Genomic DNA, 19,562 nt, shown 5'->3' with positions numbered 1-19,562 from the left:
AGGACGAGGACGACGGGCGGGCCTCAGTGAGTATGAGGCCATGCTCGCGTCAAGAAACCCCTCGGTGACGGGAGTTGGCGCTATCGACGCCCCTCGTTCATTGCGGACGCTTCACGCGCCCCGTGGGGTCTCCCCCACCAGTTCGGTCCAGTGGACGGTCCGCTCGCACCATCGCTCCAGGAGCACCCGGTCGTGCCCGACCGCGAGCAGTCCGGCGCCGCTCTCGCGCCGGTACTCCTCCACGGCGTGCACGAGTGCCGCCGTCGTCGAGGCGTCGAGCATCGCCGTCATCTCGTCGCAGATCAGCCAGCGCGGACGCAGCACCAGGGCGCGGGCCAGGCAGGCGCGCTGGAGCTGGCCGTCGCTGACCTCGTGCGGCCTGCGGCCCAGGAGGTCCTCGCCGAGGCCGACCGTGGCCGCCAACTCCCGTACGCGCGCGGTGGCTTCGCTGCCGCGGCCGGCAGCGCGCAGCGGCTCGGCGATCAGGTCCGTGAGGGTGAGGCGTGGGTCGGCGGAGAGGCGGGGCTGCTGGAAGACGACACCGAAGGCGGTGCGCTGGGCGCGGGGGGCGCGGTGCCGCCACCCGCGGGCGGGCTCGCCGTCGATGACGACGCGGCCGGCGTCGGGCTTGTGCAGCAGGGCCGCGACTCGGGCGAGCGTCGACTTGCCGCAGCCGCTGGGGCCGAGAAGTCCGACGGAGGCGCCCGGTGCGAGCGTGAGGTCCACACCCCGCATGACGGGGGCGCGGCGGTCGTACCCGGCGGTGACGGAGAGGAGTTCAAGCATGGGGTGCCTCCAGCACGGCCGCCCTGTGGGGGTGGTGGCAGGCGACTCCGGCCACGGCCTGCGGGACGGTTCCGCAGGCCTCGTCCGCTCCGGTGCAGCGGGCCGCGAACGCGCATCCGCCCGGCAGCGCGGAGAGTTCGGGCGGCATGCCGGGGATCGGCGTGAACTCCCGCTCCGGGAGGGCGTTCAGGAGGCCGCGCGCGTACGGGTGCCGGGGCCCGGTGGCGCCGAAGAAGTCCTCGGCGTCGGCGAGTTCGACGATGCGGCTCGCGTACATCACGGCGACGCGGTCCGCGATGCGCTCGGCGGCGGCGAGATCGTGGGTGATCAGGAGCAGCGCGCGGTCCTCGCCCACATGTTTGCGCAGCTCGTCCACCGTGCGGTCGACGAGATCGCGGTCGAGTCCCGTCGTCGGCTCGTCGGCGAGCAGCAGCGGTGCGTCGCCGATGAGCGCGAGGGCGGTGGCTGCCCGCTGGGCAAGGCCACCGGAGAGCTCGTGCGGGTAGCGGTCGAGATGCCCTGCGGGGAACGCCGCTCGCTCGGCGGCTTCTTCGGCGGCCGTGTGCAGCTGCGGGCGGCGCACGTCCGCCAGCTCCCGCAGGGTCTCCTCCAGCTGGGCGCGGACCGTGCGCACCGGCGTGAGGTGCGCGGCCGGGCTCTGCGGTACGAGACCGACGCGCCGCCCGCGGACCGTGCGGGCCAGGGTGCGCTCGTCGGCGGTCAGCAGGTCCACGTCGCCGATGAGCGCGGAGCCCGCCGTCTCCGCGTTCTGCGGGAGCAGCCCGAGCAGCGCCGACGCGAGCACGGACTTGCCGCAGCCGCTCTCGCCGACGAGGGCGAGGCACTCCCCCGCCGCCAGGTCGAAGTGCGCGTCGGTGACGGCGGAGACGAAGGTGTCGCCGCGCATACGGAACCGTACGGAGAGACCGCGCACGGAAAGCACCGGGGGCGGCGAGGTCGGGGACGAGACGGGCTCGGTCTCGGTTTCGGTCTCGGTTTCGGTTTCGGTCTCGGTTTCGGCGGTCACAGCATCAGCTCCGATCGGCGCCGGGGATTGATCCGTTCCCGCCAGGCGCCCGCGAGGCCCGCGATCGCCAGGGTGGGCACGATGATGAACAGGCCGGGGAAGAGCGTCGGCCACCAGTCCCCGGCGAGGAGCGATCCGCGCGCGCTCTGCACGAGGGTGCCGAGGCTCGCCTGGTGGGTGGGCAGGCCGAGCCCGAGGAAGGACAGCGCGGACTCGTGCCAGATGGCGTGGGGCACCATCAGGACGGCGGCGAGACCGGCCTGCGGCAGTACGCCGGGCAGCAGATGGCGCACGGTCACACGCATCCGCGACGCACCGCCGGAGATGGCAGCGTCGACGTACGGACGTGACCGCAGTGACAGGACCTCGGCGCGCACGATGCGGGCCGTGGACAGCCAGTGGGTGAGCGCCACGGAGACGACCACCGGCCAGACCCCCGGCCGGAACATCGCCACGATGAAGATGCCGAGCAGCAGGTGCGGCACGGACGAGAAGACGTCCACGAGCCGCATCACGATCCGGTCGACCCAGCCGCCCGACGCGGCGGCGAGCGCACCCACGGCCGTACCGATGACGGTGGCGACGACGGCCGCCACCACACCCACGAGCAGCGAGACCCGCAGCCCGTACACACAGCGCAGGAGCAGGTCGCGGCCCACGTCGTCGGTGCCGAACGGGTGGCCCCAGGACGGCGGTTGCAGCTTGGCCGCGAGGTCCACGGCCTGTTCGTCGAGGTTCACCAGCGGCGGCACGACGAGGACGGCGAGGACGACCGCCGCGACGATCACCGCGGAGGAACGCACCCGCCACGCGCGCGTGGAACGAGTCTTCGAGGCACTCCCCAGAGAGGCGCGCCAGGTCGTCGTCTCAGCCATCGAATCCCACCCTCGGGTCGGCGAGGCCGTACAGCAGGTCGGCCAGGAGGTTGCCCAGGAGCACCGCGGCCGTGGCGAGGACGGTGAGCGCGGCGAGCAGCGGGAAGTCCACGGCGGTGGCCGCCGACACGGTGGCCGCTGCGATGCCGGGCCAGCTGAAGACGGTCTCCACCAGGAGTGCGCCGGTGATCAGTTCGGGGACGCGCGAGCCGATCAGCGTGAGCACCGGCAGCATGCCCGAGCGCAGTGCGTGCCCGAGGAGCACGGTCCGTTCGGCGAGGCCACGCGCGCGTGCACCACGGACGGGGTCGTCGCCGAGCGCGTCGCCGACCCCTTGGCGTACGTAGAGGACGAACCACGGCAGCTGCGAGATCGCCAGGACGCAGGCGGGCAGCACGAGGTGGCTCGCGACCTGCCCGGCGGTCACGGCCGAGCTCGCGGTGTCCGTGAGCCCGCCCGATGGCAGCACACCCAGCTTCAGGGCGAAGAGCCAGACGGCGAGCAGGCCGATCCAGAACGGCGGGGCGGCTTCGAGCGTGTACGCGAGCGAAGTCACGACGCGGTCGAGCCAGCCGCCGGGGCGGCGCGCGGCGAGGACGCCGAGCAGGGTGCCGACGAGGATGGCGAGCAGGAACGCGGTGGCGGCGAGCAGCACGGACCAGCCGATGCGCTCACCGATGACGTCGGAGACGGGCTGGCGCAGGGTGCTCGAATCGCCGAGGTCGCCGTGCACGGCCGCCGTCAGCCACTCCCACCAGCGCTGCGCGAGCGGCTGGTCGACACCGAGGTTGGCACGCAGCTGGTCGAGGTTCTCCTGCGAGGCGGTCAGCCCGGCCGTGCCCGCGTACGCCTTGACGGGGTCGAAGGGGGACGCGGCGGCGATCGCGAAGACGCCGAAGGTCACGGCGAGCAGGACCGGGACGGCGAACAGGGCCCGCCGTCCCGTCATGCGCGCCATCGGCCCCCAGGGGAGCTTCCGGAGCGCGGATCTCACTGCTTCGGCTGCCAGTCCTCGACGTTCCACCACGGCCCGGACGCGAGGCCGTGGTCGTGCGGCTCGGTCTGGGTGGTCAGGTCGCCGAAGCGCTTGTCGACGACGTACAGGTGGTCGATGTGGGTGAGGAAGGTGTAGCCCGGGTTCTTCACCAGCTCGCGTTGGATGGTGTCGTACGCGGCCTGCCGCTCGGCGTGGTCGCCGCTCTCGCGGGCCTCGTCGAGGGCCTTGTCGACCTTCGGGTTGTCGTAATGGGCCATGTTGTTGAAGCCGTCACCGGCGAGCGAGGACTTCAGGAGGGTGTACTGGTCGAAGTCCGGGTCGGCCGGGGAGCCGCCGCCCGCGAGGACCGCGTCCTTGGGCATGCGCGGCTCGATGACCTCCCACGTGCCGGCCTGCACCTCGACCTTGACGCCGAGCTTCTTGGCGTCGGAGGCGTAGGCGAGGGCGTGGTCCTGGCGGAGCTTGTCGCCGGAGAGGTACCAGAGCGGGAACTTCGCCTGGACGCCGTCCTTCTCGCGGATGCCGTCCTTGCCCGGCTTCCAGCCCGCGTCGTCGAGGATCTTCTTGGCCTTGGCGGCGTCGAACTTCCGCTCGGTGCCCTTGGTGAACCAGGGGCTGTCGGTCGGTACGGGGCCGTAGGCCTCCTTGCCCGCGCCGTCCAGGATCGAGTCGACCATGGCCTTGCGGTTCACGCCGGTGTCGAGCGCGCGCCGGATGTCGGTGTCGCCCGTGACCTTGTTGCCGGTGGGCAGGGTCACCACGCGGTAGTCGAAGGTCTTGGCGGCGTACGACTTCTTGTTGCCGTCGCTCTCGTACTTCTTCGCGAGGTTGGGCGGCAGGATCGCGCCGTCCAGCTCACCGGCGTCGAGCCGGGTGGCGCGGATGTCGTCGTCCTTGATGATCGCCATGGTGAAGTTCTTGACCTTCGGCGCGCCACCCCAGTAGCCGGGGTTGGCCTTGAAGGTGAGCTTCTCGCCCTTGGACCACTTCACCAGCTCGTACGGGCCCGTGCCGACCGGCTTGGTGGTGAATTCACCGGTGTTCACGTCCTGCTTGCCGGCGATGTGCTCGGGAGCGATCGGCAGGACGGTGCGCTCGGCGAAGGGCGCGTAGGGGTACTTGAGGTGGAAGACGACGGTGTCGTCGCCCTTCGCCTCGACGTTCTTGACGGCGTCGAGCTCGGTCTTGGCGGCGTTGTTGGTCTTCTTGTCGAGGATCGTCTCGTACGTGAAGACGACGTCCTTGGAGGTGAAGGGCTTGCCGTCGCTGAACTTGACGCCCTTGCGCAGCTTGAACGTGTACGTCTTGCCGTCGTCGCCGACCTTGGGCAGCTCGGCCGCGAGCGCGGGCTTGAGCTTCATCTCGGCGTCGTGCGTGAGCAGACCGTCGAAGATCTTGGAGTTGCCGTCCTTGCCGTAGCCGAGGAGCGGGCTCAGGGTGTCCGGTTCGTACGCGATGCCGACGACCGCGGAGTCCTTGGCGCCGCCCGCGTTCTTGCCGTCACCCGGCGCCGAACAGGCCGAAGCGGCGACCGCCAGTGAGGCGGCCGCCGCTACCGCGCCCGTGCCCCGTATCGATCGGGCCCTCATGCTCCACACCCCTACTGAAGATCAAACGTTATTGCGAACGGGTCGCAATTATGCCTCATGTAATGGGTGCGTAAAACGTGCGGACCGTACCGAGTGGATCACGATGGCCACGACCGCCGAGGTCAGGGCGCGGGCAGGTCCACCAGCGCGGCCAGCTCCTCCCGGTGCCGCCCCACCGTGCCGAGCGCGATCGAGTCGGCCTTGGCCCGCTTGAGGTAGAGATGGACGGGGTGCTCCCAGGTCATCCCGATACCGCCGTGCAGCTGGAGCGCCTCCTCGGCGATGTGCACCGCGGCGGGCGACGCGTAGGCCTGCGCGAGAGCCGCCGCGACATCGGCGTCCGCGCTCCCGGCGGCGAGGGTGTCGGCCGCGTTGCGGGCGGCGGCGCGGAGGTTGACGACCTCGAGCCAGAGCTGGGCGAGGCGATGCTTGAGCGCCTGGAACGAGCCGACGGGCCGGTTGAACTGGTGCCGCTCCTTCGTGTACCGGACGGTTTCGGTCAAGCACCAGTCGGCGAGGCCCAGTTGCTCGGACGCGAGGAGCCCGGCCCCCGCCCGCAAACCACGCCGTACCGGCGTTCCGGATTCCGGAGCGACCACGCGCGCGCGTGCCCCGTCGAAGGTGACCGTCGCGAGTGGCCGGGTGGGGTCGAGGGAGGTCCGGGGCACGACGGTCACCCCGGCCTCCTCCGCGTCCAGCGCGTACAGCCCCACGGCCGTCGGCACGAGGAGGACATCGGCGGCGACCGCGTCGGCGACACCCGTGATGCTCCCGTGCAGCGCGCCGTCCTCCACGCGTACGTCGGGCAGGGCGCCACCGGGAGCGGTGGTCAGTGGCACGGTGAGCACGCCGACCCTGCGCCCCGACGCGAGCGCGGCCAGGAGTTCCCGCGCCCCGTCGCCGTCGCAGGCCAGCAGCGTCTCGGTGGCGATGACGGCACTGGTCAGATACGGCACGGGCGCAACCGCGTGGCCCAACTCCTCAAGGACCACGGCGGCTTCGCGGTGCGTGGCACCCTGGCCGCCGAGCTCCTCGGGCACGAGCAGGCCCGCGAGACCCATGCCGTCGGTGAGTGCCTTCCACAGTTCGCGGTCGTGCGGCTCCGCGGACTCGGTACGGGCGAGCACGGCTGTGGCGTCGCAGTGGTCGGCGAGGAGGCCGCGTACGACCGAGCGCAGCGCCTCTTCGTCTTCGGAGTACAGCAGGTCGCGCGGCGCGGGCTGCGGGGGCGGGGAGGGCTGCGTACTCATCGGGCGAGGTCCTTCCACGCGACGTCCTTGTCGGTGCGCGGCTCGGACGGTAGTCCAAGTACGCGCTCCGCGACGATGTTGAGCAGCACTTCGTTCGTACCGCCCTCGATGCTGTTGCCCTTGGCGCGCAGATAGCGGTAGCCGGCGTCACGGCCGACGAAGTCGACCGTCGCGGGCCGCCGCATCGTCCAGTCCTCGTACAACAGCCCGTCCTCGCCCAGGAGTTCGACCTCCAGGCCGCTGATCTCCTGATTGAGGCGGGCGAACCCGAGTTTCATGCCCGAGCCCTCGGGGCCCGGGTGCCCCGCGACGAGCTGCTGGCGCAGGCGCTCCCCGGCGAGCCGGGCGACCTCGGCCTCGACCCACAGTTTGAGGAGCCGCTGGTGCAGATCGTGGGTGCGCAGCTCGGGGCGGTCCCGCCAGGCCTCGGCGAGGGGGCCGATCATGCCGCCCTCGCGCGGGATGCGGCTGCCGCCGATGGATACGCGCTCGTTCATGAGGGTGGTCTGCGCGACCTTCCAGCCGTCGCCGATCTCACCGAGGCGGTGCGCGTCCGGGATGCGTACGTCGGTGAGGAAGACTTCGTTGAACTCGGCCTCGCCGGTGATCTGGCGCAGCGGCCGCACCTCGACGCCCGGGTCGGTCATGTCGCAGACGAAGTAGGTGATGCCGCGGTGCTTGGGCACCTCCGGGTCGGTGCGGGCGATGAGGATGGCCCAGCGGGCGGCGTGCGCCCCGGACGTCCACACCTTCTGCCCGTTGATCACCCAGGTGTCGCCGTCACGGACGGCGCGCGTACCGAGGGCCGCGAGGTCGGACCCGGCGCCGGGCTCGCTGAAGAGCTGGCACCACACCTCGTCGCCGACCCACAGCGGCCGCAGGAAGCTGCGCTTCTGCTCGTCGGTGCCGAAGCGCAGGATGGTGGGCGCGGCCATGCCGAGGCCGATCCCGATGCGGCGCGGCTCGTTGTCGGGGGCGCCCGCGGCCTCCAACTCGGCGTCCACGACAGCCTGCAGGGAGCGCGGAGCCCCGAGCCCGCCAAGACCCTCCGGGTAGTGCACCCAGGCGAGTCCGGCATCGAAGCGGGCCTTGAGGAACGCCGCGCGCTCCGTGGTGGCGGGCGGGTGCGCGGCGAGGAACTCCTGCGTCCGGCGGCGCAGTTCGGCGGCGTCCGTCATGCGTCGCCTCCGCCCGGGACCACGGCCACCCGTCCGGTGGTGACACCGTCGGCGACCCGCTGGACGGCCGCGGAAGCCTGGCCCAGTGGCACACGCTCGCTGATGAGGGGCTTGATCGCGCCCTTCGCCGCGAGCTGGGTGAGCTCCTCGTGGCAGCGCAGGATCGCCTGCGGGTCCTTGGCGTTGTACAGACCCCAGTGCAGGCCGAGGACCGAGTAGTTCTTCACCAGGGCGTGGTTGAGCGCGGGCGTCGGGATGACTCCGCTCGCGAAGCCGACGACGATGATCCGCCCCTCGAAGGCGACACACTTCGTGGACTGCGTGTACGCGTCGCCGCCCACGGGGTCGTAGACGACATCGGCGCCACGACCGCCGGTGGCTTCCTTGACCGCGCCGATGACGTTCTCCGTACGCCGGTCGATGACCAGGTCGCAGCCGAGCTCCCGCGCGACCTCGGCCTTCGCGGCGCCGCCGACGACTCCGATGACCTTGGCGCCCGCCGCCTTGCCGAGCTGGACGGCGGCGCTGCCCACTCCCCCGGCGGCCGCGTGCACCAGGAGGGTCTCGCCCTCCTGGAGGTGCGCGCGGCGGTGCAGGCCGAACCAGCCCGTCTGGTAGCCGATGTGCAGGGCTGCGGCCTCGGCGTCGTCCAGGGCGTCGGGCGCGGGCAGCACGGCCGCCGCGTCCGCGATGGCGTACTCGGCGAAACCTCCGTACGGGAGAGCGGGGTTGGCGATCACGCGCCGCCCGTCCTCGGTCTCGCCGCAGATCTCCACGCCGGGTGTGAACGGCAGCGGGGGCGTGATCTGGTACTGCCCGCGGCAGAGCAGGGCGTCGGGGAAGTTGATGTTGGCGGCGCGGACCTTGAGGAGCAGCTGTCCTTCGCCGGGCACCGGCCGGTCCACGTCTTCGAGGCGCATCACCGCGCTCGGCTCGCCGTTCTGGTGCACTTGCCATGCCTGCATGCGGGGCCTCCACGGGGCTTTCGTAGACCGAGCTCCGTCGCATACTAAGCGGTCGCTTGCAGTCAGGGGAACCGTCTCGTCAGTCCGTTTTGCGCTTCTGCCGGGAGGGCTGAGCCCGTACGTGCATCCGCTCGCCCTGCGGCCCGAACAGGCTGAGGAATTCCGCGGGCCCCTCTCCCGTGGACCCGAACCAGTGCGGGAGCCGGGTGTCGAACTCCGCGGCCTCGCCGGCCGTGAGGACCACGTCGTGATCAGCGAGGACGAGCCGCAGCCGGCCGGACAGCACGTACAGCCACTCGTACCCCTCATGGGTCTGCAGGTCGGGCTCCACGGAACGCCGGGGCTCGAACACCTTGTACGCCTGGAGGCCACCGGGCTGGCGGGTCAGCGGGACCATCGTGCGGCCGTGCCGGACGATCGGCTTCGCCCGCACCCGCGGGTCGCCGACCGGCGGGGCGCCGACCAGCTCGTCCAGCGGGACCTGGTGGGCGCGGGCGATGGGGAGCAGGAGTTCGAGGCTGGGCTTGCGGTGGCCGGACTCCAGTCGGGAGAGGGTGCTCACGGAGATTCCGGTGGCGGCGGCGAGGCCCGCCAGCGTCGCACCGCGCTCCTTGCGGATTCTCCGAAGGCGGGGGCCCACCTCGGCCAGGACGCCGTCGAGATGCGCACTGTCGTCATCGTTGTCTGCCATGCCCCCATTGCAGTATCGGCAAAGTCAATTGTCAATCCAGCACACCACATCCGGGGCGTGCGCCGCCCGGAAGCACGGGGGCGGACATGAATTCCGTACCGGGCATGGAGCTTTACAGCGTTACGCGATAGCGATGCGGCCATGACGGACCACGCGAACGAAGGCATGCTGCCGGGGCTGCCGGCCCCCGCCCCGCCGGGCACGAGCGCCCTGCCCGAAGGAACGTACGAGGGGGTGGTGGTCCTGGTGACCGGCGGTGGGACCGGCCTCGGCAAGGCGATCGCGACGGAGTTCGCGCGGCTCGGGGCGGATCTGGTGATAGCGGGCCGCAAGGAGGAGCGGCTCAAGGCGGCACGGGACGAACTCGCGGGCCTCGGTGGGCGGGTGGCGGCCACGCCCTGCGACATCCGGGACCCGGACCGCATAGCCCAGGTCTTCGAGGCGGCACAGAGCGCGTTCGGACTGCCGGACGTCCTGATCAACAACGCGGCGGCGAACTTCCCCGTGCCCGCCGAGGACATGTCCCCCAACGCGTGGCGCTCGGTCGTGGACATCACGCTGAACGGCACCTTCTTCATGACGCGGGAGTTCGCCCGCCGTCATCTCGCGGCGGGCACGCCCGGCTCCGTCATCAACATCGGGGCGTCGTACGCATGGACGGGCGGCCCCGGCTTCGCCCACAGCGCGGCGGCCAAGGCAGGCGTGAAGAGCCTGGTCGAAACCCTGGCGGTGGAGTGGGGCCCGTACGGAATCCAGGTCAACGGCCTGGTGCCGGGCCTGATGCCGCACGAGGACATGACGCCCGACATCCGCGCGAACCTCGACCGGGCGGCGCCGCCGGAGCCCCGTGAACCGGGCGCGGCAGTCGGGGAGTTGAACGCACGCCAGCCGGCCCTCCGCGTAGGCGCCCCACGCGAACTGGGCTGGGCGGCGACATTCCTGGCCTCGCCCTACGCCCGCTTCATCACCGGACACACCCTGGTGGTCGACGGCGCGAACTGGCAACGGCGGGGGTTGGTGAGCCCGGAAATGGTGACGGTGCGGGGGCAGATGGGGCGGGGCCGATTCGGGGGATAGCGAGCCCACACACCCCGGGCCCTCCCCCGTGACGGCGAGACAGACTGGTGCACCCGCGGGTACACGCCGCGCGAGCAGACGAGACGCGGACGCTCGGGGGGATGCGGGGCGCCTCGCCTCCCCGTATCCCAGACCGCACCCTGCGCGACCCTGCTCCCTTCGCGGCAGCGGTGGCGGTTACTTGCCCTCGAACTGCGCTGTCCGCCTCTCCCCCTTCGCCGCGTACCCCGCACGCGAGTCCTCGGACGTCAGCGTGATCGCCGCGTTCATCGCGACCCGGTCGAGAGCGGCGCCCATCCCCGCGTCCGCGTACGCGTCGATGCCCCGCTTGATGCCCTGGACGGCCAGCGGGCCGTTCGCCGCGATCTCCGCGGCGATCTCACGGGCCGTCTTGGTCACCTCGTCCACGGGCGTGACGAGTTGCACCAGCCGAAGCCGTTCGGCCGTGGCCGCGTCGATGCGGCGGCCGGTGAGGGAGAGCATTTTCGCCCAGCCGGCGCCCGCCTCGCGCGCGATGCGCAGATCGCCGCCCGCGTCCACCGCGACACCGATCTGCGCCTCGGGAAGCGCGAACACCGCGTCGTCGGACGCGATCCGTACGTCCGCCATCAGCGCGAGCTCGAAGCCGAACCCGAGGCAGTACCCCTGCACGGCGGCGACGATGGGCTGCGGAAGGCCGGCGAAGGCGCGGAACCGTTCATGGACCCAGCGCAGGGCCTCGTAGTAGTTGCGCGTCTGCTCGGAGCCCGAACGGCCTTCGATCACACCACCGATGTGCGCGGTGATGTCGATCCCCGCACAGAAGGCCCGCCCCTCCGCCCGCAGCAGCACCGCCCTGATCGAGTCGTCGAAACGGATCCGGTCGGCGAAGATGCCCAACTGGCGCGTGGACTCCCAGCTCCACGCGTTGAGCTTCTTCGGGTAGCAGAGGGTGAGGATGCCCAGGCCGTCCTCGATGTCGAGGCGCAGCCTCTCCTCGCCCTCCGGGATGTCCGTGCCGATGGTGTCGATCATCAAGCACCAGCTCCTGCCTGCGTTTCTGACGGCCCATCAGTAATGTGATGCGTCGTCAGCTTAGTGGCGGCGGCTCAGCGCCTGAAGACCTCGTCAGCGACTGAAGACCTCGAAGGCCACCGCGGGCTTACCGCCGAAACGCGGCGCCAGCTGCTCCGCGTAGCCGACGAGGAACTCGCGGCAGTACTTCTCGGGGTCCTCCGCCGTCAACGCCTCGATGTACGTGCGGTGTTCGAGGAGCGAGGCCACGGCGCGCTCGAGCCCGGCCGTCGCGTCCACCGCGTGGGTGGGCGACGACGAACCGGCGATGGCCACCCAGCGCACGCCGTTCCAGGGCTCCAGCGCGTCCTCCTCGATCAGCTCGGGGAAGATCCAGCGGTTGCCCGCGTCCGCGACGGCGTCGAGCGTGGCGCGGCCGACGGCGACGTGGTCCGGGGTGTTCCAGGCGACGCCGCCCCACGTGTCGCGGTGGTTGAGCGTGATCACGAGCTCGGGCCGGTGCCTGCGGACCGCGGCGGCGATGTCGCGGCGCAGCGCCGTCCCGTACTCGATCACGCCGTCCTTGTGGTCGAGGAACTCCACGGCCGACACACCGACGACCGCCGCGCTCGCCCGCTGCTCGCGCTCGCGCAGCGGACCGCACGTGGCGGGGTCGAGCGTGTCGATACCCGCCTCTCCGCGGCTGGCCAGGAGATAGGCGACCTCGCGCCCGCCGTCCGTCCATCCGGCGATCGCTCCCGAGCAGCCGTACTCCAGGTCATCGGGGTGGGCGACGACGGCGAGGGCCCGCTGCCAGTCCTCGGGCATGGGGGTGAGCTGGTCGTTCTCGTTCAACGGCACTGTCATGCCCGCAGCCTAGCCGCGCAGGCCCCCGCACGGAGGGCGGCTCAGGCCTCGCCCCTGGCGAGGGCGAGAAGCCGGTCGAGGACGCGGGGCGAGCCCACCCGGAGTCCGTCGTGCTCGTACTCGTCGGTGACCCATGTCCGCAGGCCGCGGATGGAGCGGGCGGTGCGCAGCGACTGCTCGGTGTCGACGTACAGGTCGTCGTGGTAGATCGCAGCCGCGGCCGGCACCTCGTTCGCGGCGAGGCGTGCCGTGTCGTACAGGGGTGTCCAGCCGGTGCGTGCGGCGAGGAGGTCGGCGGTCTCGCGCAGCGGCCGCAGGGCGGGGTCGCAGTCGAACTGCCGGCGCAGGACGGCTTCGCCGGTGAACAGGAGCGGCGCGTCACCGGCGAGCGCCTTGCCCGGGTCGAACTGCGGGAACTCGCCTCGCAGCCGCTGCGCCGACCAGTCGGTGGGCCGGTCGCCCTGGCCGTAGATGGACTCGTGCAGGAGCGCGAACAGGGGGTGGCTCCCGTGCGAGAGCGCGGCCTGTACGCCTTCCTGGAACGCGTCGGAGAGCGTGTGCCCCGCCGGGGTCCGCACGAAGGCGTCTTCGAGGAGGTAGTGGAGGCGGTGGCTGCCGTCGCCCGAGCCGAGCAGCATGCCGAGGGACTGGAACGCCTCGACGGTGAGGCGGTATCCGCCGTTCAGGACCGGCTCGTGCTCGGCGATGTGGGCGGCGATACGGCGGGCGCGCTCGACATCCTGGGGGTAGCGGGCGTAGTGGGCGCGGGTCTTGCGCTCCATGCGCGGATAGGCGGCGCGGTAGACGTCGTCCGCGTGGCCGTCGAGGGTGGGCAGGCCGCCGGTGATGATGGCGGTGTGCAGCCCTTCGGGGGCCGCCGACAGGTAGTGGGTCGCGCAGAAGCCGCCGAAGCTCTGGCCGAGTACGGTCCAGGGAGCGCCGCCGGTCAGCTCGCGGCGGATCAGCTCGCAGTCGCGGACGATGGAGTCGGCGCGGAAGTGCGTGAGGTAGTCGGCCTGTTCGCGAGGGCCGCCGCGCAGCGGGAGCGTCTGGCGCGTCGCCGGAGTGGAGCTGCCGGTTCCGCGCTGGTCGAGCAGGAGCACCCGGTAGTCCTGCAGAGCCCTGCCGAGCCACGCCTCCTTGCCCACGAACCGGTTGGCACCGAACCCCGGGCCGCCCGGCAGATACACCAGCCACGGCAAGCTCCCGTCCGCATGCGCGCTCGCCACGGCCTCCCGCGCGAAGACCTCGATCCGCTCCCCCGCCGGGTCGTCGTGGTCCAGGGGCACGGAGAAGCGGTGGTCGGTGAGGACGACGCCGGGCTGACGGTAGGTGGCGGTGGCGGTCAAGAGGGCTCCTGGCGGCATACGTGAACGGGACACTTCGCCCCAGTCCAGCACATCCGCCGCGGAGACGATCAGCGGGGCGTCAGGCTGGAGCGCCGCACCACGAGCTCCGGCTGGAGCACCACGCGCCGGTGGCCGTGCTCACCGGGGCCGGCGTCCGCCTCGGTCTCCTCCAGGAGGAGTTCCGCGGCCATCGCGCCCATCTTGATGGCGGGCTGGCGCACCGAGGTGAGCGGGACGACGGCCGCCGCGGCGAACTCGATGTCGTCGTAGCCGACGATGGCGATGTCCTCGGGCACGCTCACCCCGGCCGCGTACATCGCCTGGAGCACCCCCAGAGCGAGCAGGTCGTTGGCGCAGAAGACGGCGGTCGGCCGCTCGGCGAGGCCGAGGACGCGGGCGCCCGCGTCGCGTCCCGCGGCCACGTCGAGGCGTTCGGTGGGCAGCTCCCGCAGCGCCGACGCCGGAAGCCCGGCCTCGGCGAGGGCTTGCAGCGCCCCCTGCCTGCGGTCCTTGACCTGGTTGAGTCCGGGCGGACCGCTCACGTACGCGATGCTGCGGTGCCCGGTGTCGACGAGATGGCGCACCGCCAGCGCGCCGCCGAGGACGTCGTCCACGGAGACGGAGCACTCGGTGGCGCCCTCGGCGACCCGGTCGACCAGGACGAACGGGATGGAGTGCCTGCGGAAGGCCTCGATGTTGCGTCCCGTGGCGTCCGCCGGGGTCAGCAGCACGCCGCGTACCCGCTGTTCGGCGAAGAGCGCCAGATACTCGGCCTCTTCGGAGGGGCTCTGTCCGCTGTTGCACATCATGACGCGCAGCCCCGCGTCGAGCGCGGCCCGCTCGGCGCCGCGCGCGACGTCCACGAAGAAGGGGTTGCCCATGTCGAGCACGAGCAGCGCCATGATGCGGCTCTGCCCCGCGCGCAGCTGCCGCGCGGACTCGCTGCGGACGTAGCCGAGGCGGTCGATCACGGACTGCACCCGGTGGCGTGTCTCCTCGGAGACGACGTCCGGGCGGTTGATCACGTTCGACACGGTGCCCACCGACACGCCGGCGTGCTTCGCCACGTCTTTGATGCCGACCATGCGTCCCCTTGTTCCGTGGTGCGTGCGGCGCCTTGTGCGCCGTCGCGTGCGGTCCCCTCAGAATTTGTACTGGTCGATGTTCTTCTTGTCGAAGACGGTCGGCTCGCCGAGATCGACGACTCCCTTGTCGCCGATGGTGAAGCTGCCGAGGTCGCCGGCCTCGAACTTCTCGCCCTTCTTGCCGGTGATCTGGCCGGACTTCAGGGCCACCGCGGTGTGCGCGGCGAGCGCGCCGAGCTTGGCCGGGTCCCACAGCTCGAAGCCCTCGACGGTGCCGTTCTTCACGTACTGGCGCATGTCGTTGGGGGTGCCGAGGCCGGTGAGCTTGACCTTGCCCTTGTACTTCGATCCCGAGAGGTACTGGGCAGCGGCCTTGATGCCGACGGTGGTCGGGGAGATGATCCCGGCCAGCTTCGGGTGCTCCTGGAGGAGGCCCTGGGTCTGCTGGAAGGACTGCTGGGCGTCGTCGTTGCCGTAGGCGGTCTTGACCAGCTTCATGTTCTTGTACTTGGGCTTCTTCAGCTCGTCCTTCATGAACCCGATCCAGGTGTTCTGGTTCGTCGCGGTCTGGGCCGCGGAGAGGATCGCGATGTCGCCCTTGTAGTCGAGCTGCTTGCCCAGGAGCTCCGCCTGGGTGCGGCCGAGCGCCTCGGCGCTGGACTGCGAGACGAACACGTCACGGCATCCGGGGTTGGTGTCCGAGTCGTAGGTGACGACCTTGATGTCGTTCTTCATGGCCTGCTTGAGGGCCGTGCACAGGGCGCCGGGGTCCTGCGCGGAGACGGCCATCGCGTCGACCTGCTGCTGGGTGAGCGTGTTGACGTAGGAGACCTGTCCGCTGGTGTCGGTGGCGCTGTTGGGTCCCGTCTCCTTGTACGTCGATCCGAGCTCCTTGAGCGCCTTCTCACCGCCCTTGTCGGCGACGGTGAAGTAGGGGTTGTTGACCTGCTTGGGCAGGAAGGCGACCGTCAGGTCCTTCTTGGTCGGCGCGTTGGGGTCGGCTTTGGCGTTCGATGCCTTGGCCGCGTCGTCGTCCTTCGACGACTCCTTGGTGGTGCCGCCGCAGGCGGTGGCGGTGAGGGCGAGCGAGGTGACGGCTGCCAGGGTCACGCAGGCGCGGGTGAGGGCGGTGCGGCGCACGGGTCGGCGGACGGATCGGCGGGGAGAGAGCATCGTTGGTCCCTTTCGGACTTTCGAGACGGTACGAGGGGTCAGCGGGCGGGAGCCGCGGCGCGGCGGCCCGCTCGGGCGACGGCGATCTGGCGGGCCACGCGCGGCCCGAGGACGGACACCACGAGCAGCACGCCGGTGACGACGATCTGCGACTGTGCGGAGACGTTGAGCAGGCTCATCGCGTTCTGCAGGGCGCCGAGCAGGAAGACTCCGGCGATCGCGCCGCCGAGGGTCCCCTTGCCGCCGTCGAAGTCGATGCCGCCGAGCAGGACGGCGGCGACGACGGACAGTTCGAGGCCGGTGGCGTTGTCGAAGCGGGCGCTCGCGTAGTGCAGGGCCCAGAAGATTCCCGTGAGGGAAGCCATGAGCCCCGTGGCGACGAACAGCCACAGCTTGTGCCGCTTGACGCGGACGCCGGCGAACCGCGCCGCCTCCTCGTTGGCGCCGATCGCGAAGAGCGAGCGCCCGAAGGGCGTGGCGTGCAGGACGACGACGGCGATCGCGAGCAGCGCGAGGAAGGGCAGGAAGGCGTACGGCAGGAAGGTGTCGCCGATGCGCCCTGCCGCGAAGTCCAGGTACTGGGAGGGGAAGTCGGTGACGGCGTCCGAGCCGAGGACGATCTGCGCGATGCCACGGTAGGCGGCCATGGTGCCGATGGTCACGGCGAGCGAGGGCAGCCCGAGGCGGGTCACGAGGAGGCCGTTGATCAGCCCGCAGACGACTCCGAGGAGGAGCACGAGCGGAATGATCGTCTCGATGGCCATCCCGGCGTTCCAGAGGGCGCCCATCACGGCTCCGGAGAGCCCCGCGGTCGACGCCACCGACAGATCGATCTCTCCGGAGACGACGAGAAGCGTCATCGGCAGTGCGATCAGCGCGATGGGCAGCGTGTTGCCGATGAGGAACGACAGGTTGAGGGCGTTGCCGAAACCGTCGACAAAGGAGAACGACATCAGGAGGAGCACGACAAGGAGAGCGCCGACAACGGTGTCCCAGCGGATGGCGCGCGTGACGTCGAGCCGGTTGGAGTCAGCCATGTCGGCCAGCCCTTCTGTTCGATGCGGCCCTCTTCGTCAGGGCCTTGGCGACGCGCAGGGCGACGATCCGGTCGACGGCGATGGCCAGGACGAGCAGCACGCCGTTGATGGCGAGCACCCACACGGAGCTGACGCCGAGCGCGGGCAGCACACTGTTGATGGAGGTCAGGAGCAGCGCGCCGAGTGCCGCGCCGTAGACGCTGCCGGAGCCGCCGGTGAAGACGACGCCGCCGACCACGACGGCGCTGACGACGGTGAGTTCGTAGCCGTTGCCGGTGGCGGAGTCGACGTTGCCGAAGCGGGCCAGGTACAGCGCACCCGCGAGCCCGGCGAGCGCTCCGCACGCGGTGTAGGCGGCCAGGATGCGCTTGCGTACCGGGATGCCGGCGAGCCGGGCGGCCTCGGGGTTGGAGCCGAGTGCGTAGAGCTCGCGTCCACCGCCGAAGTGCCGCAGGTAGTAGGCGACCGCGACCAGGACGGCGAGCGCGATGAGACCCAGGTACGGCACCGCCGAGATCCCGCCGGAGCCGAAGTCGACGAAGCCGTCCGGCAGGTCGGACGCGGTGATCTGCCGGGAGCCGACCCAGATGGAGTCGACGCCCCGGATGACGTAGAGGGTGCCGAGGGTGACGACGAGGGCGGGCACCTGGCCGAGGCTGACGAGCGCCCCGTTGAGCAGGCCGCAGCCGACGCCGAGCGCGACCGCGAGGAGGATCGCGACCGTCGAGTCGCCGCCGCCCTGAAGGTAGTTGCCGGCGGCGAAGGCGCTGATCCCGAGCGTCGAGCCGACCGACAGGTCGACATTGCGGGTGATGACCACGAGGGCCTGGCCGGTGGCGACGAGGACCAGGATGGTCGCGTTCAGGAGCAGGTCCTTGATGCCCTGCTCCGACAGGAACTCACTGTTGCCCGCCTGGGTGATGCCGATCATCACCAGGAAGACAAGGAGGATGGCCAGTTCGCGCATCTTGAAGACGCGGTCCACCAGGCGCGTGCCCGCGGCCTTCTCAGGGTCGACGGTGGGCGCGGGACTCTGGGTGGTCACACTCATGCCGTCCTCCCCGTGGCTGCCGCCATCACGGACTCCTCGGTCGCCCGCGCGCGCGGGATCTCGGCGGCGAGCCGCCCTTCGTGCATGACGAGCACCCGGTCGGCCATGCCGAGGATCTCCGGCAGGTCGGAGGAGATCATCAGGACCGCGACCCCGTCGGCGGCGAGTTCGGAGAGCAGACGGTGCACTTCGGCCTTGGTGCCGACGTCGATCCCGCGGGTGGGTTCGTCCACGATCAGGACCTGGGGCCGGGTGGCGAGCCACTTGGCGAGGACGACCTTCTGCTGATTGCCGCCGGACAAGGTGCCGACCGCGTCGGCGATGCGCGCGTACTTCACCTGGAGGCGCACCGCCCAGTCGAGCGAGCGGCTGCGTTCGGCGCCGCGGTCCATGAGGCCCGCGCGCACGGTCGTACGCAGGCCGGTGAGTCCGATGTTGCGCTCGATCGACATGTCCATCACCAGGCCCTGCGCACGGCGGTCCTCCGGGACGAGCGCGAGCCCGGCCGCCATGGCGGTGCTCGGGGCGCCGTTGACCAGCTCCCTGCCTTGCACCTCGACCGTCCCGGCGTCCCATTTGTCGACGCCGAACACGGCCCGCGCGACCTCGCTCCGTCCGGCCCCGACGAGCCCCGCGAGCCCGACGATCTCCCCGCGCCGCACATCGAACGAGACGTCGGTGAAGATGCCCTCACGGGTCAAACGGCGGACGCTGAGCGCGACTTCGCCGACCCGCGTCTCCTGCTTCGGGTAGAGCTCGTCGAGGTCGCGGCCCACCATGCGGCGTACGAGGTCGTCCTCGGTCAGACCTTCGAGCGGCTCGCTCGCGATCAGACCGCCGTCCCGCAGCGTCGTGACGCGCTGGCACAGCTCGAAGATCTCCTCCAGGCGGTGCGAGATGAAAAGCACCGCGGCGCCCTGTTCGCGCAGCGTGCGCACGACGCCGAAAAGGCGGGCCACTTCGCTGCCGGTGAGTGCCGCGGTCGGCTCGTCCATGATCAGGACCCGGGCGTCGAAGGAGAGCGCCTTGGCGATCTCGACGATCTGCTGGTCGGCGATGGACAGGCCGCGGGCGGGCTGGTCGGGGTCGAGGTCCACGTCAAGGCGCTTGAAGAGCGCGGCGGCCGCGGCGTGCACGGCCTTGTGGTCGACGCGGCCCAACGAGCGGCGCGGCTGGCGCCCCATGAAGATGTTCTCCGCCACGGAGAGGTCGGGAAAGAGCGTCGGCTCCTGGTAGATGACGGCGACGCCCGCGTCCCTGGCGTCTCCTGGGCCCTGGAAGACGACCGGGGTCCCGTCGAGTGACAGCTCCCCCGCGTCGGGGCGATGGACCCCGGCGAGGGTCTTGATGAGGGTGGATTTCCCTGCGCCGTTCTCGCCCGCGAGGGCGTGCGCCTCACCGGCGTACAGCTCCAGGGAGACGTCGTGCAGGGCGCGCACAGCCCCGAAGGACTTGCTCAGGCCCTGCACGGCAAGGACGGGGGGCTCTCTCATAGATAGCACCGATCGGTTACCCGCCGGACACCCGGCGTGAAAGGTTTCAATCAATTTCCAGGGAAGCTAGACCCGCGCC

General features: G+C 71.1%; 18 protein-coding genes. 1 reads left to right on the top strand and 17 read right to left on the bottom strand.

From position 1 onward, the window contains the following. Positions 1-111: 111 nt before the first annotated feature. The 9 genes from ACIBCK_RS09205 to ACIBCK_RS09165 all read right to left on the bottom strand — a co-directional run bounded on the left by ACIBCK_RS09205 (position 112) and on the right by ACIBCK_RS09165 (position 9,358). A complete protein-coding gene (locus tag ACIBCK_RS09205; RefSeq protein ID WP_399388233.1) occupies positions 112-786 on the bottom strand; it encodes an ABC transporter ATP-binding protein in 675 nt (224 codons plus the stop codon). Continuing rightward, positions 779-1,693 (bottom strand): ABC transporter ATP-binding protein, encoded by a 915-nt coding sequence (locus ACIBCK_RS09200; protein ID WP_399388900.1) that lies wholly within the window; start codon positions 1,691-1,693, stop codon positions 779-781. Before ACIBCK_RS09200 ends, ACIBCK_RS09205 begins: the two co-directional genes overlap by 8 nt. A gap of 116 nt (positions 1,694-1,809) precedes the next feature. Beyond that, positions 1,810-2,688, bottom strand: a complete 879-nt coding sequence (locus ACIBCK_RS09195; protein ID WP_399388231.1) for an ABC transporter permease — start codon at positions 2,686-2,688, stop codon at positions 1,810-1,812. Next, positions 2,681-3,646: an ABC transporter permease gene (locus tag ACIBCK_RS09190; protein ID WP_399388229.1), complete on the bottom strand. Its 966-nt coding sequence runs from the start codon at positions 3,644-3,646 to the stop codon at positions 2,681-2,683. Before ACIBCK_RS09190 ends, ACIBCK_RS09195 begins: the two co-directional genes overlap by 8 nt. Positions 3,647-3,678: 32 nt before the next feature. Beyond that, complete coding sequence (locus ACIBCK_RS09185) at positions 3,679-5,274, bottom strand: ABC transporter substrate-binding protein (RefSeq protein WP_399388227.1); 1,596 nt, start codon at positions 5,272-5,274, stop codon at positions 3,679-3,681. Positions 5,275-5,396: 122 nt separating this feature from the next. Next, positions 5,397-6,524 (bottom strand): acyl-CoA dehydrogenase family protein, encoded by a 1,128-nt coding sequence (locus ACIBCK_RS09180; protein ID WP_399388226.1) that lies wholly within the window; start codon positions 6,522-6,524, stop codon positions 5,397-5,399. Then, complete coding sequence (locus ACIBCK_RS09175) at positions 6,521-7,702, bottom strand: acyl-CoA dehydrogenase family protein (RefSeq protein WP_399388224.1); 1,182 nt, start codon at positions 7,700-7,702, stop codon at positions 6,521-6,523. Before ACIBCK_RS09175 ends, ACIBCK_RS09180 begins: the two co-directional genes overlap by 4 nt. Then, on the bottom strand, positions 7,699-8,667 hold the full coding sequence (locus tag ACIBCK_RS09170; protein ID WP_399388223.1) for an NADPH:quinone oxidoreductase family protein: 969 nt from the start codon (positions 8,665-8,667) through the stop codon (positions 7,699-7,701). The genes ACIBCK_RS09175 and ACIBCK_RS09170 overlap by 4 nt, the downstream gene beginning before the upstream one ends. Before the next feature lie 79 nt (positions 8,668-8,746). Further along, the gene (locus tag ACIBCK_RS09165) at positions 8,747-9,358 is read right to left on the bottom strand and encodes a helix-turn-helix domain-containing protein (protein ID WP_399388221.1); all 612 of its coding nucleotides are present in this window, start codon (positions 9,356-9,358) and stop codon (positions 8,747-8,749) included. A 141-nt stretch (positions 9,359-9,499) separates the two neighbouring features. Between ACIBCK_RS09165 and ACIBCK_RS09160 the strand changes: the two genes are divergently transcribed. Then, positions 9,500-10,435, top strand: a complete 936-nt coding sequence (locus ACIBCK_RS09160) for an SDR family oxidoreductase (protein ID WP_399388219.1) — start codon at positions 9,500-9,502, stop codon at positions 10,433-10,435. A gap of 177 nt (positions 10,436-10,612) precedes the next feature. Here ACIBCK_RS09160 and ACIBCK_RS09155 read toward each other — a convergent pair whose 3' ends face one another. From ACIBCK_RS09155 to ACIBCK_RS09120, 8 genes are all read right to left on the bottom strand, one after another. Continuing rightward, positions 10,613-11,449 carry an enoyl-CoA hydratase/isomerase family protein gene (locus tag ACIBCK_RS09155; protein ID WP_399388217.1) on the bottom strand — a complete coding sequence of 279 codons (837 nt, stop codon included), beginning with the start codon at positions 11,447-11,449 and terminating at the stop codon, positions 10,613-10,615. A 93-nt stretch (positions 11,450-11,542) separates the two neighbouring features. Then, positions 11,543-12,295: a PIG-L deacetylase family protein gene (locus tag ACIBCK_RS09150; RefSeq protein ID WP_399388215.1), complete on the bottom strand. Its 753-nt coding sequence runs from the start codon at positions 12,293-12,295 to the stop codon at positions 11,543-11,545. Positions 12,296-12,336: 41 nt separating this feature from the next. Next, positions 12,337-13,662, bottom strand: a complete 1,326-nt coding sequence (locus ACIBCK_RS09145; RefSeq protein ID WP_399388213.1) for an alpha/beta fold hydrolase — start codon at positions 13,660-13,662, stop codon at positions 12,337-12,339. 50 nt (positions 13,663-13,712) lie between these two features. Then, positions 13,713-14,729 (bottom strand): LacI family DNA-binding transcriptional regulator, encoded by a 1,017-nt coding sequence (locus ACIBCK_RS09140; protein WP_399388211.1) that lies wholly within the window; start codon positions 14,727-14,729, stop codon positions 13,713-13,715. 57 nt (positions 14,730-14,786) lie between these two features. Further along, entirely contained in the window at positions 14,787-15,902 is a 1,116-nt protein-coding gene (rhaS, locus tag ACIBCK_RS09135) for a rhamnose ABC transporter substrate-binding protein (protein WP_399388209.1), read from the bottom strand. 38 nt (positions 15,903-15,940) lie between these two features. Beyond that, complete coding sequence (locus ACIBCK_RS09130; RefSeq protein ID WP_399388207.1) at positions 15,941-16,939, bottom strand: ABC transporter permease; 999 nt, start codon at positions 16,937-16,939, stop codon at positions 15,941-15,943. Further along, positions 16,932-17,990 carry an ABC transporter permease gene (locus ACIBCK_RS09125; RefSeq protein WP_367038972.1) on the bottom strand — a complete coding sequence of 353 codons (1,059 nt, stop codon included), beginning with the start codon at positions 17,988-17,990 and terminating at the stop codon, positions 16,932-16,934. The genes ACIBCK_RS09130 and ACIBCK_RS09125 overlap by 8 nt, the downstream gene beginning before the upstream one ends. Next, positions 17,987-19,483, bottom strand: a complete 1,497-nt coding sequence (locus ACIBCK_RS09120) for a sugar ABC transporter ATP-binding protein (protein ID WP_399388205.1) — start codon at positions 19,481-19,483, stop codon at positions 17,987-17,989. The genes ACIBCK_RS09125 and ACIBCK_RS09120 overlap by 4 nt, the downstream gene beginning before the upstream one ends. Positions 19,484-19,562: the final 79 nt, after the last annotated feature.

The organism is Streptomyces sp. NPDC051218 (assembly GCF_044455475.1).
Taxonomy (GTDB): domain Bacteria; phylum Actinomycetota; class Actinomycetes; order Streptomycetales; family Streptomycetaceae; genus Streptomyces.
Note: the sequence above shows the minus strand (reverse complement) of the source record. Positions and strands in the feature narration are given on the sequence as shown.